The 12,889-nt window shown below is 65.6% G+C and carries 11 protein-coding genes; 7 read left to right on the forward strand and 4 right to left on the reverse strand.

Going from position 1 to position 12,889, the window contains the following annotated elements; translation table 11 throughout:
• Window position 1: 1 nt before the first annotated feature.
• From I6F24_RS15135 to I6F24_RS15160, 6 genes are all read left to right on the forward strand, one after another.
• A complete protein-coding gene (locus I6F24_RS15135) occupies window positions 2-919 on the forward strand; it encodes a PHB depolymerase family esterase (RefSeq protein WP_036014144.1) in 918 nt (305 codons plus the stop codon).
• A gap of 128 nt (window positions 920-1,047) precedes the next feature.
• Window positions 1,048-1,398 (forward strand): RidA family protein, encoded by a 351-nt coding sequence (locus tag I6F24_RS15140; RefSeq protein WP_025032572.1) that lies wholly within the window; start codon window positions 1,048-1,050, stop codon window positions 1,396-1,398.
• Window positions 1,399-1,511: 113 nt separating this feature from the next.
• Complete coding sequence (locus I6F24_RS15145; protein WP_036026464.1) at window positions 1,512-1,877, forward strand: nuclear transport factor 2 family protein; 366 nt, start codon at window positions 1,512-1,514, stop codon at window positions 1,875-1,877.
• Window positions 1,878-2,127: 250 nt separating this feature from the next.
• Window positions 2,128-4,713: a ligase-associated DNA damage response DEXH box helicase gene (locus I6F24_RS15150; protein WP_074448057.1), complete on the forward strand. Its 2,586-nt coding sequence runs from the start codon at window positions 2,128-2,130 to the stop codon at window positions 4,711-4,713.
• 42 nt (window positions 4,714-4,755) lie between these two features.
• Window positions 4,756-5,427, forward strand: a complete 672-nt coding sequence (pdeM, locus tag I6F24_RS15155; protein ID WP_050995974.1) for a ligase-associated DNA damage response endonuclease PdeM — start codon at window positions 4,756-4,758, stop codon at window positions 5,425-5,427.
• A 270-nt stretch (window positions 5,428-5,697) separates the two neighbouring features.
• Window positions 5,698-6,129 carry a hypothetical protein gene (locus I6F24_RS15160; RefSeq protein ID WP_036026470.1) on the forward strand — a complete coding sequence of 144 codons (432 nt, stop codon included), beginning with the start codon at window positions 5,698-5,700 and terminating at the stop codon, window positions 6,127-6,129.
• 61 nt (window positions 6,130-6,190) lie between these two features.
• Here the strand turns inward: I6F24_RS15160 and I6F24_RS15165 are convergent, their stop codons facing one another.
• Together I6F24_RS15165 and pyrE are read right to left on the reverse strand one after the other, a co-directional pair.
• On the reverse strand, window positions 6,191-6,994 hold the full coding sequence (locus I6F24_RS15165; RefSeq protein ID WP_036026471.1) for a DUF2865 domain-containing protein: 804 nt from the start codon (window positions 6,992-6,994) through the stop codon (window positions 6,191-6,193).
• 217 nt (window positions 6,995-7,211) lie between these two features.
• On the reverse strand, window positions 7,212-7,775 hold the full coding sequence (pyrE, locus tag I6F24_RS15170) for an orotate phosphoribosyltransferase (protein WP_036014130.1): 564 nt from the start codon (window positions 7,773-7,775) through the stop codon (window positions 7,212-7,214).
• Window positions 7,776-7,959: 184 nt separating this feature from the next.
• Between pyrE and I6F24_RS15175 the strand changes: the two genes are divergently transcribed.
• The gene (locus tag I6F24_RS15175; RefSeq protein ID WP_036026473.1) at window positions 7,960-8,586 is read left to right on the forward strand and encodes a glutathione S-transferase family protein; all 627 of its coding nucleotides are present in this window, start codon (window positions 7,960-7,962) and stop codon (window positions 8,584-8,586) included.
• A gap of 159 nt (window positions 8,587-8,745) precedes the next feature.
• Here the strand turns inward: I6F24_RS15175 and I6F24_RS15180 are convergent, their stop codons facing one another.
• Both I6F24_RS15180 and polA read right to left on the reverse strand, forming a co-directional pair.
• Window positions 8,746-9,381, reverse strand: coding sequence for a LysE family translocator (locus tag I6F24_RS15180; protein ID WP_036026474.1), 636 nt, complete (start codon window positions 9,379-9,381; stop codon window positions 8,746-8,748).
• Between the two features lie 270 nt (window positions 9,382-9,651).
• Window positions 9,652-12,750: a DNA polymerase I gene (gene polA / locus I6F24_RS15185; RefSeq protein ID WP_036026476.1), complete on the reverse strand. Its 3,099-nt coding sequence runs from the start codon at window positions 12,748-12,750 to the stop codon at window positions 9,652-9,654.
• Between the last annotated feature and the right edge of the window lie 139 nt (window positions 12,751-12,889).

Raw genomic sequence — 12,889 nt, forward strand, 5'->3', positions numbered from 1 at the left:
CATGCGGCGGCGGATGCGCATCGCCACGCTGATCGCTGCTTTGACGGCAGCTTCGGCTGCGTCCGCCGATACGGTCGATGTCAACGGGGTGAAGCGCTCCTACACCGCGCAACTGCCGGCCAAGCGGCCCGCACCGCTCGTCATCGTGCTGCATGGCAAGACCCAGCGCGGCGCCGACATGGTCACACGGACGGCCTGGCCGCAGGTCGCCAAGCGCGAGGGCCTCGCCGTGGTGTTTCCGGACGGGCTCAACAACGCATGGGCGGACGCGCGCACCAAGGCGGGGCCGGCCCTGCGCGGACCACCGGTCGGCACCGATGACGTCGCCTTCATCGCAAGGCTGGTCGAGAAGCTGGTGGCCGACGGCACGGCCGATGCGAAGCGCGTCTACGTCGCCGGCGTCTCCAATGGCGGTGCCATGGCGATGACCATGGCCTGCGCGCGGGCCGATCTGTTTGCGGCGGCTGCGAGTGTGATCATGAACCTCAACGATGAAGCCGCCGTCACCTGTCATCCGTCGCGGCCGCTGCCGATGCTGCTCATGAACGGGACGGAAGATCCGCTGGTCCCTTATGAGGGCGGGCGCGGATCGAGCTATTTTGCCGCAGAGGGATTCTGGTCGACGGACGAGACGCTGGCGTTCTGGCGCAGGCTCAATGGCTGCGAGACCGACGACGCCGGGATCACCGACATGCCCGACGCGGCGCCCGCGGACCAGTCCACGGTCACGCGTATCAGCTCGCGCTGTCCGGCTGGGCACGACGTCGTGCTCTATCGCATCAACCACGGCGGCCACCGCATGCCAGGCTTTGCTCCGGATGCCCGATTCCCGAAGGTCGCCAGGAACCTGCTGGGACCGCAGAACGGCGACATCGACGGCGCCGAAACGATCTGGACGTTCTTCAGCCGGTTTCCGTGAACGGCGTTGCTGCCCCACGCATGCGTGCCGGGCAACGCATGCGTGGCAGGCAACGCACGCGTGCCAAGGGGTGGCACAGTGCAAACCGCTGGGCTAGACAGGGCCGCCATTCCAGCCAGGAGATCCAGATGAGCATTCAGCGTTTTGAAACCGGCCCGCGCATGAGCCAGGTCGTCGTGCACGGCAACACCGTCTATCTCGCCGGTGTCGTCGCCAACAAGGCGGCCGGCGAAAGCGTGACGAAGCAGACCCAGGACATCCTGGCGACCATCGACGGTCACCTCGCCAAGGCCGGCACCGACAAGTCGAAGCTGCTCTCGGCCACGATCTACATCACCGACATGAAGACCTTCGCAGAGATGAACGCTGTGTGGGACGCCTGGGTCTCGCCCGGCAATACGCCTGCGCGCGCCACCGTCGAAGCCAAGCTGGCCGCCCCGCAATACACCGTCGAGATCATGGTGACGGCGGCGAAGTAATTTTTGCGAAAACCTCACGCGCGTTGATGACCTCCGAGGTAATCGATCAACGCGCGTGAACCTTCGATAGTCACGGTCAGCCGGACAACACGGCGCCATCGAAGGAGAGAACCATGACCGACCCCGTCACCATCGCCCGTCGCTACATCGAGCTCTGGAACGAGCGCACCGCCGGCCGCCGCCGCGAGCTGCTGAGCGAAAGCTGGACGACGGATGCGAGCTACGTCGACCCCGTGATGAAGGGCGACGGCCAGGACGGCATCGAGGCGCTGATCGCAGGTGTGCAGCAGCGCTTTCCCGATTTCACATTCAAGCTGATCGGCGAGCCCAACGGCTACGGCGATCACATCCGCTTCTCGTGGGGACTTGGCCCTGACGGCGCCGACAGCCCGATCAAGGGCACCGATTTCGCCGTGCTGAAGGACGGCCGGATCAGAAGCGTGACCGGATTTCTCGATCAGGTCCCGGCCGGGGCGTGAGAGCGCTGGCCCTCGTCGCGCAGGCGAGGAGAGGACCGAAATTTGGACCTCACAAGCGGTCGTCATGCCCGGGCTTGTCCCGGGCATCCACGTTCTTCGTGCCGCGGGTAAGACGTGGATGGCCGGGACAAGCCCGGCCATGACGATGTCGAGTCTATCGTGCCTCAAATGGACAGCGCGTGTGCGATCGCCCTGTCGCAGGCCATAGCCCCCCTCGACGAAGCCATCCCTACGGCTTACCTGTCATGCCGTGCCGCCCCGTATCCTCCAAACATCGACCGAGCCGGCCGCGCTGCTGCCGGATCGCTTCCAGGCCTGGTTCGCAGCCCGCGGCTGGTCGCCGCGCGCGCATCAATTGGCGCTGCTGGAGAAGGCGCGCGAGGACCGGTCGGCGCTGCTGATTGCGCCGACCGGCGCCGGCAAGACGCTGGCCGGATTTCTGCCGACGCTGGTCGAGCTGTCGACGCAGCCGCTGACGCGCGACGCGGGCGCGAAGAAGAACCTCGTCTCCACCGGCCGCAGCGTGCAACGCAGCGGCGGCCTGCACACCCTCTACATCTCGCCGCTCAAGGCGCTCGCCATCGACATCGCGCGCAATCTCGAGCGTCCGATCGCCGAGATGGACTTGCCCATCAAGGTCGAGACCCGCACCGGCGATACGCCGGTGTCGCGCCGTCAGCGGCAGCGGCGCTATCCGCCCGACGTGTTGCTGACGACGCCCGAGCAGCTCGCGCTGCTGCTCTCCTCCGACGACGCACCGTTCCTGTTTTCCTCTCTCAAGCGCATCGTGCTCGACGAGCTGCACGCGCTGGTCACGTCCAAGCGGGGCGATCTGCTCTCCCTCGGGCTGGCGCGATTGTGGCGCCTCGCGCCGCAGATGCGCGCGATCGGCTTGTCCGCGACCGTAGCCGAGCCAGAGCAGCTCGCGCGCTTCCTGGTGCCGCAGCCCGACGGCAAGGAGCGGGCAGCCGACATCGTCGTCGCCGGCGGCGCCGCGCCGCCCGTGGTCGAGATGCTCGATACGCGCGAGCGGCTGCCCTGGGCCGGTCACAGCGCGCGTCACGCGCTCCCTGAAATCTACGAGCTGATCAAGGCCAACAAGACCACGCTGGTCTTCGTCAACACCCGCAGCCAGGCCGAGATGCTGTTCCAGAATCTCTGGAGCATGAACGACGATGGCCTTGCCATCGCGCTGCATCACGGCTCGCTCGACGTCGCCCAGCGCCGCAAGGTCGAAGACGCCATGTCGGCGGGCCGGCTGCGCGGCGTGGTCTGCACCTCCTCGCTCGACCTCGGCGTCGACTGGGGTGACGTCGATCTCGTCGTCAATATCGGCGCGCCAAAAGGCTCCTCGCGTCTGATGCAGCGCATCGGCCGCGCCAATCACCGCCTCGACGAGGCTTCCCGCGCGGTGCTGGTGCCCGCCAACCGTTTTGAAGTGCTGGAGTGCCGCGTCGCCATCGACGCCATCGCCGAGAATGCGCAGGATACGCCGCCCTTGCGCACTGGCGCGCTCGACGTGCTGGCTCAGCATGTTCTGGGCTGTGCCTGTGGCGAGCCGTTCTTCAGCGACGAGCTCTATGGCGAGGTTCGCACCGCCGCGCCCTACGCAAGCCTGTCGCGGCAGGATTTCGACGACGTCGTCGATTTCGTCGCCTCCGGCGGCTATGCGCTGAAGACCTATGAGCGCTTTGCTCGCATCAAGCAGGACAAGGAGGGACGCTGGCGCGTCGCCAATCCCAAGGTGCGGCAGAGCTACCGCATGAATGTCGGCACCATCGTCGAGGACGACATGCTGAAGGTGCGGCTGGTGCGTTCGCGCGGCAGCGGTGCAGGATCCACAGGCGTGATCGCACGCGGCGGCCGACTGCTCGGCGAGATCGAGGAAGCCTTCATCGAGGGCCTCTCCCCCGGCGACACATTCGTGTTCTCGGGCGAAGTGGTGCGCTACGAGACCCTGGTCGAGGACCAGGTCTATGTCTCGCGCGCGCATGACAAGGACCCGAAGGTGCCGTCCTACATGGGCGGCAAGTTTCCGCTTTCGACCTATCTCGCCGAGCGCGTGCGCCGCCTGCTCGATGATGGCCGCGCCTGGGGCGGCTTGCCGGAGCAGGTGCGCGACTGGCTGTCGCTGCAGAAGGATGTCAGCAGAGTGCCGGCGGTCCGCGAGCTGCTGGTCGAGAGCTTTCCGCGGGCCAACAAGCATTATCTCGTTTGCTACCCCTTCGAGGGCCGTCTCGCGCATCAGACCTTGGGCATGCTGCTGACGCGCCGGCTGGAGCGCGCTCGCGCGCGTCCGCTCGGCTTCGTCGCCAATGAATATGCCGTGGCGATCTGGGGGCTCGGTGATCTCTCCTTCATGATCCGCGATGGGCGGGTCGACCTCAACGCGCTGTTCGATCCTGACATGCTCGGCGATGATCTCGAAGCCTGGCTCGCCGAATCCGCGCTGATGAAGCGAACCTTCCGCAACTGCGCCATCATCTCCGGCCTGATCGCGCGCCGTCACACCGGCGAAGAGAAGAGCCGCCGTCAGGTGCTGTTCTCGACAGATCTCGTCTACGACGTGTTGCGCAAGCACCAGGCCGATCACGTCCTGCTCCGCGCTGCGCGCGCCGATGCCGCCACCGGCCTGCTCGATTTGCGCCGGCTCGGCGACATGCTGATGCGCATCCACGGCCGCATCACGCACCGGGAACTCGACCGCGTCTCCCCGCTCGCCGTGCCCGTGATGCTGGAAATCGGCCGCGAGTCAGTTTATGGCGAAGCTGCAGACGAGCTTTTGGCGGAAGCCGCCGACGAGCTCGTCAAAGAGGCGATGGATCGAAGCGGGTAAGACGTGACGGCAGGCGCGCTGATTTCGGGAGATGTCGAGGACATGCGCGTTTCCAGAGTCACGATCAGCGATGTGACCTTTGCGGCCGATCTCTCCGGCGCGCTGTTCTGGGACGAGCAGCGCCTGCTCGTCGTCTCCGACCTGCATCTCGAGAAAGGCTCGAGCTTCGCTACGCGCGGCGTATTGCTGCCGCCTTACGATACCATTGCGACGCTCGGCCGGCTCGCTGCTGTCATCTCCCGCCATGATCCGCGAGTGGTCATCGCGCTCGGCGACAGTTTTCACGACCGCAGCGCGCATGAGCGCCTGTCCGCCGAGGACCGCGACGCCTTGGCCGCACTCCAGACCGGCCGCGACTGGATCTGGATTTCCGGCAATCACGACCCCATGCTGCCGCGCGATCTCGGCGGCACCATCGCGGACGAAGTCGCAATCGGCCCGATCACCTTCCGCCACGAGCCGACCGGCGCCCACGGCGAGATCGCCGGCCATCTGCATCCGAAGGCGCGTGTCTCGGCGCGTGGCCGCTCGATGGAGCGCCGCTGCTTCGCCAGCGACGGGATGCGGGCGGTGATGCCGGCATTCGGTGCTTACGCGGGGGGCCTCAGCGTCCGCGATCCAGCCTTCGCAAAGATCTTTCCGGCGAATGGCTTTGTCGCCCATCTCCTCGGCGACCGCCGCGTCCACGCCATTGCGGCCTCGCGCTGCCATTGAGGCGCCGGCTGCATTAGGACAGCACTACGACCGGTATTTTTCCGGAATCGCGCAAAGCCCGCTGTCGGTATTAACGTCCGCGCTTGCCGGGGCTGGATTTCATCCCGAACAAGATTGCAACCGGCAAAGGGGTCGCCTCGGGCGGCCCCTTTCGATTCCACGCGCGCCCAGAACAAATTAAGAACACTTTAGCAAGTCTTTGATATATCATTGTGATTCGGCGTCTCGCCGATACAATATCTAGCGTCTGTCCGACTTTGCGAGGACTACATGTCCACCATTGCCTTCGACCAGTTTGCCCTCACCCGGATCGCCGATTTCGCGCGCTCGCTGTCACGGCTGCATCAGGCCGCGCGGCGCCAGAGGGTCGATGACGACCAGTTCGACCGCGAGTTCAACGCGGTGTGCCAGTCGATCTGGGGCTACACCATCGACGATGTCAGCGACGATCTGTTCTCGTCCGAGGATCATCTGTTTCTCGACACGCTGGACGAAGCGCATGCGCGCATCTTCGCGGCGGAGCAGGGCTATGACCTCGTCGGCGATCAGGGCATGCTGACCGATTGGTGGGGCTTCTGCTGGATGATCCTGGCCGAGAAGCGCGGCCTCCTGACGCCGGAGAACCGCGCCTCCGCGCGCGCCGCGATCGAGGAGAAATATCTGGCGGCGCCGAATGTGATCGGCGTGATCATCGGGAGGTAGTGCCGCAAATTCCGTCATTGCTTCGCTACGCTCGCAATGACGGTGTGGTTACAGGTGAGGCTTAATCCAACCCCGCCCGCTTCGCCGGCTTCGCGGCGGTCTTCGGCACTGTCACGTCCGGCAGCGGCTCGCGCACGATCTCGTTTGACGCTGGCGCATCTGCCGACACCGTCTCGGCGCGCACCGGCGCCACCTTCATCTCGCCGAGCCGCGCTCGAACCTGCGCGGTGAGGCCGGGATAGGAGGCAACCGGGGTGAAATCCGCAGCCTGGTCGTTGCCGACGCGGACGCCGGTATAGGCGACGAGGCCGTCGCTGGTGGCGATCACGTCGCCGGCCTTCAGGGAGGAATCCAGCGCAAGGTCGACCGGGGCAAGACCGACGGGTTCACGGCCGTTGCAGGTGCAGTCGGCGCGCAGCGCCTTGCGGTAGGCGAACGCGTTCTCGCTGTCGGCGTAGCGCTCGCCGGTCTGTGAATAGGCACCGTCGATCGACGAGCCGAAATAGACCTTGGTCGCGCTGGCAGGACAGAACGCCTGACACATCTGCGCGGGTGAGACGAGACCGCGCATCAGCGGAAAGTATTTCCCGTCGCAACTGCGTACGCAGAAGGCCGGTCCCGAGCCACCGGCCGCGGCCGAGCGGGTCGGCGGCACATATTGCGGCGTGGCGCCATTCTGCTGGCTGCTGAAGGGATCGACGTGGGAGTTCGCCGGCGGCACCTCGCGCTGCGGCCGCTGCTGCATTCCGCCGAAGAGGAAATCGAACAGGCCTTCGGCTGCAACCGAGGTCGGCGCCGCCAGCAGCGGCGCTGCCAGCATGGCGGCCACAAGCGAAGCGCGACGCCGCCGGCGCGCATGGGACATGACTGTACGCAATGCTTACTCCACCCGACGCTACTGAATCGGCTGGGACCGAGCGATCTCAGCACACGATTCACCATAAAGCGGGATGGTAAATGAGCAGTTGAGCGTAGGCGGTTTCAAGACGAGGCGGTGGCCTCTTTAAGGCTGGGCGCAGCTTTGGACGGGTGGTTGCTACCGGGACACATTGAGGCATGACGGCGGAGAAATTTCCGCCACTTCACCCCTTCAAGAATTCCGACGCCTTGTACAGCGAGCGGAACGGCAGGCCAGCCGCACCGAACGTGTCGGTGGCGCCTTCCTCGCGATCGACCATGGTCAGCACCAGCACGACATTGGCCCCGGCCTCGCGCACCGATTCCACCGCCTTCATCGCCGAGCCGCCCGTGGTGGTGACGTCCTCGACGATCACGACGCGCTTGCCCGCCAGCGTCTCGCCCTTGGGCAGGCCCTCGATCGCGAGCTTCGCGCCGTGCTCCTTCGGCTTCTTGCGCACGAAGAAGGCCGCGATCGGATGACCCTTGATCCAGGAGATCTGCGCCAGCGCGCCGGCGAGCGGCACCGCGCCCATCTCGAGACCGCCGATGAAATCGAGCTGGTCGTCCTTGAGCGCCTCGTAAGTCAGCTCGGCGAGCAGCGTTGCGCCCTCGGGGTCGAGCATGGTCGGCTTGAGGTTGAAGTAGAAATCGCTCTTGCGGCCCGACGCGAGCGTCACCTCGCCGCGGCCGAATGAGCGCCGGCGGATGATCTCGAACAGGCGGGCGCGGGAGGCGGATTTCGACACGGCGGTCCCTCAAACAGCGTTTTTGGTGGGGGCGGAATTTATCCGCGACCGACGCGACATTCCAGAGGGGGCGTCTCCCGTCAACAGGGATCGGCCATCCCGGCCCAAAGGTTGTGAGGGCGCAACCTTCTGGAGTAGGTGAGGGGGCAAGCCTTCGGGCAAGCCTCTTGGGGAAGGACACGGAATGACCATCGAGCTCTATACCTGGAACACGCCGAACGGCCGCAAGATCTCGGTCGCGCTGGAGGAGATGGGGCTGCCCTATAAGGTGATCCCGGTGAACATCACCAAGGGCGAGCAGATGGCGCCCGAGTTCCTCAACCTCTCGCCCAACAACAAGATCCCCGCGATCGTCGACCCCGAGGGGCCTGAGGGCAAGCCCGTCAGCATCTTCGAATCCGGCGCGATCCTGCTCTATCTCGGCGAAAAGACCGGCAAATTCCTGCCGAAATCGCTTATCCAGCGCATTCCGGTCTACGAATGGCTGATGTGGCAGATGGGCGGCTTCGGCCCGATGCCCGGCCAGGTACACCATTTCATCGCACTCGAGAACGAGCAGGACCGGGCCTACGGCCTGAAGCGCTTCATGGCCGAGACCCGCCGGCTCTACGGCGTGCTCGACCGCCGCCTGGAGGGGCGCGACTTCGTCGCCGGCGAGCTCTCGGTTGCCGATTTTGCCATCCTGGGCTGGGCCTGGCGCCATCCTCGCCACAAGGTTGATCTGGCCGACTTCCCCAACGTCAAGCGCTGGTACGAGGCCCTGATGGCGCGCCCGGCCGTGAAGCGGGGGATGGAGGCGAAGCTGGATTGAGCTCTCTTCTCCCTCTCCCCGTTCTTACGGGGAGAGGGTTGGGGTGAGGGGCCTCTCTCCCCATGCGAGATGGTCGAGAGACCTGTACCCCCTCACCCGAATTCGATCTGCGATCGAATTCGACCTCTCCCCGCAGGCGGGGAGAGGTGAAGACCATCCTCACACCCTCTTCGCTTCGACCGCCATCCGCACCGCGAGCCCGGCCAGCACGGTGCCCATCAGCCAGCGTTGCACCAGCATCCAGCTCGGCCGGTTCGCCAGGAACAGCGCGATCGATCCGGCCGCGAGCGCGATCATCGCGTTGACGCTGACGCTGATCGCGATCTGGATCGCGCCCAGCACCACCGACTGCGTGAGCACGCTGCCCGCTGTGGGATCGATGAACTGCGGCAGCAGCGCCAGATACAGCATCGCGATCTTCGGGTTGAGCAGGTTGGTGATGAAGCCCATCACGAACAATTTGCGCGGGCTGTCGACCGCGAGCTTCCTCACCTGGAACGGCGAGCGTCCGCCCGGCTTCACCGCCTGCCAGGCGAGCCACAGCAAATAGCCGGCACCGGCAAAGCGCAGCGCGTCATAGGCGAAAGGAATGGCGAGCAACAGCGCCGTGATACCGAACGCCGCGCACAGCATGTAGAACACGAAGCCGAGCGCCACGCCGCCGAGCGAGACGATGCCGGCCGCGCCGCCTTGCGTGATCGAGCGCGAGATCAGGTAGATCATGTTCGGTCCCGGCGTGAGCACGAGGCCGAGGCTGACGAGGGCGAAGCCGAGCAAGGCGTAGGTGTGGGGCATGGTTGAACCGGTGCGGGAGATGCAAAGGTTCTAATACGCGCGGGATCGCGCTGCCATCGCGCAATTGCTCGGAGGACAATCGAGGTCTTGCGCCGGTGTGCTCCCTCGCCCCGGTTCTTACGGGGCCGGGACGAGCTTCGCTCGCCCTGAGAGGGTTGGGGTGAGGGGCTTTCTCCACACGGGCGGTCGTCGATAGACCTGCACCCCCTCACCCGGATCGGAAGGGCGATCCGACCTCTCCCCGCAAGCGGGGAGAGGTAAGGAAGTGCGCTAATGCGCCTCGTCCCAATTGTTCGCGGCGCGGGCGTCGACATGCAGCGGCACCGAGAGCAGCACGGCCGGGAACGGCGCATCCTGCATCACCTTCTGCACGACGGGGAGCGTTGCCTCGACCTCGTCGTCCGGCACCTCGAAGATCAATTCGTCGTGCACCTGGAGCAGCATTTGCGCCGAGAGCTTCTTCTCGGTGAGCGCATCCTCCACGCGCGTCATGGCGCGGCGGATGATGTCGGCGGCGGTGCCCTGAAGCCGCGCGTTGATCGCGGCGCGCTCGTTGAAGGCGCGCACCGAGGCATTCGAAGCCTTGATGTCGGGGTAGTGGCACTTGCGGCCGAACAGCGTGGTGACGTAGCCGTGGTTGCGGCAGAAATCGCGCGTCTCGTCCATATAGGCGCGGATGCCGGGGAACCGCTCGAAATACTTCTTGATGTAGGCGGAGGCTTCCTCGCGCGCGATGCCGAGCTGGTTGGCGAGGCCGAAGGCGGAGATGCCGTAGATGATGCCAAAATTGATCGCTTTCGCGCGGCGGCGGATCTCGCTCGGCATGCCCTTGATCGGCACACCGAACATTTCCGACGCGGTCATGGCGTGAATGTCGAGCCCATCGCGGAACGCCTGCTTCAGCACCGGAATGTCGGCGATCTCGGCCAGCAGCCGCAGCTCGATCTGTGAATAATCGGCCGAGACCAGCTTGTGCCCGGGCGTGGCGATGAAGGCGCGGCGGATCTTGCGGCCGTCCTCGGTACGCACCGGAATGTTCTGCAGGTTCGGCTCGTTCGACGACAAGCGCCCCGTCGTGGTCGCAGCCAGCGCGTAGGTGGTGTGCACGCGGTGGGTCTGCGGGTTGACGTAGGTCGGCAGCGCGTCGGTGTAGGTCGATTTCAGCTTGGAGACCTGGCGCCACTCCAGAATCTTCTTCGGGAAGTCGTGGCCCTGCTCGGCGAGCTCGTCGAGCACCTGTGCGGTGGTCGACCACGCGCCGGTCTTGGTCTTGGTGCCGCCAGGCAATCCCATCTTACCGAACAGGATGTCGCCGATCTGCTTGGGGCTGCCGACATTGACCGGCTCGCCCGCGATCTCCTGGATCTCGGCCTCGACGCGCGCTGCGGTCTGGGCGAAGTCGCCGGACAGACGCGACAGCACCTGGCGATCGATCGAGATGCCGCGCCGCTCCATACGCGCAAGCACGGAGACCAGCGGCCGCTCCAGCGTCTCGTAGACCGCACTCATGTGCTCGGAAACCAGGCGCGGCTTCAGCACGCGCCACACCCGCAACGCGATGTCGACGCTTTCGGCTGACAGCGGTGCGGCCTTGTCGATCGGCACCTGGTCGAAGGTGATCTTGCCCTTGCCGCTGCCGAGCAGCTCGCTGTCCTTCAGCATGGCATGGCCGAACCAGCGCTCCGACAACGATTCCAGCGCATGCGAGCCGCGGCCGGCATCGAGCACGTAGGAGATCAGCAGCGCATCGTCGATGTTGCGCAGGGTGATGCCGTGCTGCGCCAGCATCACGGCCGTGAACTTGACGTCGAAGCCGATCTTGAGGATGCCCGCCGATTCCAGCACCGGCCGCAGCGCTTGCAGCGCGTCGTCATGCTTGACCTGGTCCGGCGCGAGGCCGGCATCGAACAGGCCGGCGCCGCCGCCGGATTGCTTGTGCGCCAGCGGCACGTAGCAGGCCTCGTTCGGCGCCAGTGCCAGCGCGATGCCGCAGAGATCGGCCTGCATCGGATCGATCGAGCTCGCTCTTGTCTCGATCGCGACATGGCCGGCGTCATGGATGCGCGCAATGAAGGCGTCGAGCTCCTTCAGCGTCTTGATGGTCTGGTATTTGCCTCGATCGACCGGAAGCTTGCGCAGCGCCTCTTCGCGCGCGGCGGCGAGGGAGATCGGTGCCCCCTTCGGGCTCGCAGCCTTGTCCTCCTTGCCTGCCGACTTGTTGGGCTGGTTCGGCCGGGCCGGCGCCGGAGTTCCCGTGCCCGGTGTGGGCACCACGTCCGAGGGCGGCAACGTCGTGAATACGCTGGCGCCGCTGGCATAGCCGGGATCGGCATCGATATTGGCGGGATCGATCTGCGCATATTCGGCGACGCGCCGCGTCAGCGTCGTGAACTCCATCGCCTTGAGGAAGGCGATCAGCTTGCGCGCGTCGGGCTCGTGGACGGCGAGGTCGTCCAGCGGCACCTCCAGCTCGACCTTGTCGTCGAGCAGCACGAGCTGCCGCGAGATGCGCGCCTTCTCCGCGTTCTCGAGCAGCGCCTCGCGCCGCTTGGGCTGCTTGATCTCGCCGGCGCGGAACAGCAATTGGTCGAGATCGCCATATTCGGTGATCAGTTGCGCCGCGGTCTTGATGCCGATGCCGGGTACGCCCGGCACGTTGTCGGTGGAATCGCCCGCGAGCGCCTGCACCTCGACCACCTTGTTCGGCGGCACGCCGAACTTCTCGATCACCTCTGATATGCCGATGCGGCGGTCCTTCATGGTGTCGTACATCGTGACGCAATCGGTGACGAGCTGCATCAGGTCCTTATCTGACGACACGATGGTGGCGCTGGCGCCGCGCTCGCAGGCTTGGCGCACATAGGTCGCGATGAGATCGTCGGCCTCGAAGCCGATCTGTTCCAGGCAGGGCAGGTCGAAGGCGCGCACGGCTTCGCGGATCAGCGCGAATTGCGGAATGAGATCGTCGGGGGCCGGCGGCCGGTGCGCCTTGTAGTCCGGATAGATCTTGTTGCGGAAGGTGATCTCCGACTTATCGAAGATGATGGCCAGATGCGTCGGCCGATTGTCCTCGGGCATCTCGCGGAGCAGCTTCCACAGCATGTTGCAGAAGCCGAGCACGGCGTTGACCTGGAGCCCGTCGGATTTGCGGTTCAGCGGCGGCAGCGCGTGATAGGCGCGGAAGATGTAGGAGGAACCATCGACCAGGAAGACGTGGTCGCCCTTTCCGGCCGCCTTTGCCGCGACCGGTTTGGCAGCAGCTGTCGCAGCTTTGGCAACAGGCTTGGTGTCAGTGGCCGCCTTGGGCGCGGCTGTGGTGTCGGCTTTGGCGCTGGTCTTCGGAGATGTCTTCGGCGAGGTTTTGGGCATGGGCCGCAATGTATGAATTTTTGCGGGCTTTGACAGCCTTGGGCAGCGGATTTTTGGCGCGATTCCCACACCATCGTCGTCCCGGACAAGCGCGCCCTAAGCGCGCGCAGATCCGGGACCCATAGCCACAGGATGTAGT

The organism is Bradyrhizobium sp. BRP23 (assembly GCF_020194135.1).
Taxonomy (GTDB): Bacteria; Pseudomonadota; Alphaproteobacteria; order Rhizobiales; family Xanthobacteraceae; genus Bradyrhizobium; species Bradyrhizobium yuanmingense.

What these genes read in the sequence shown, in the direction of transcription:
- I6F24_RS15135 (WP_036014144.1), top strand. Translation starts at nt 2, where the DNA reads ATGCGGCGGCGGATGCGCATCGCCACGCTGATCGCTGCTTTGACGGCA.
- I6F24_RS15140 (WP_025032572.1), top strand. Translation starts at nt 1,048, where the DNA reads ATGAGCATTCAGCGTTTTGAAACCGGCCCGCGCATGAGCCAGGTCGTC.
- I6F24_RS15145 (WP_036026464.1), top strand. Translation starts at nt 1,512, where the DNA reads ATGACCGACCCCGTCACCATCGCCCGTCGCTACATCGAGCTCTGGAAC.
- pdeM (WP_050995974.1), top strand. Translation starts at nt 4,756, where the DNA reads ATGCGCGTTTCCAGAGTCACGATCAGCGATGTGACCTTTGCGGCCGAT.
- I6F24_RS15160 (WP_036026470.1), top strand. Translation starts at nt 5,698, where the DNA reads ATGTCCACCATTGCCTTCGACCAGTTTGCCCTCACCCGGATCGCCGAT.
- I6F24_RS15165 (WP_036026471.1), bottom strand. Translation starts at nt 6,994, where the DNA reads ATGTCCCATGCGCGCCGGCGGCGTCGCGCTTCGCTTGTGGCCGCCATG.
- I6F24_RS15175 (WP_036026473.1), top strand. Translation starts at nt 7,960, where the DNA reads ATGACCATCGAGCTCTATACCTGGAACACGCCGAACGGCCGCAAGATC.
- I6F24_RS15180 (WP_036026474.1), bottom strand. Translation starts at nt 9,381, where the DNA reads ATGCCCCACACCTACGCCTTGCTCGGCTTCGCCCTCGTCAGCCTCGGC.
- polA (WP_036026476.1), bottom strand. Translation starts at nt 12,750, where the DNA reads ATGCCCAAAACCTCGCCGAAGACATCTCCGAAGACCAGCGCCAAAGCC.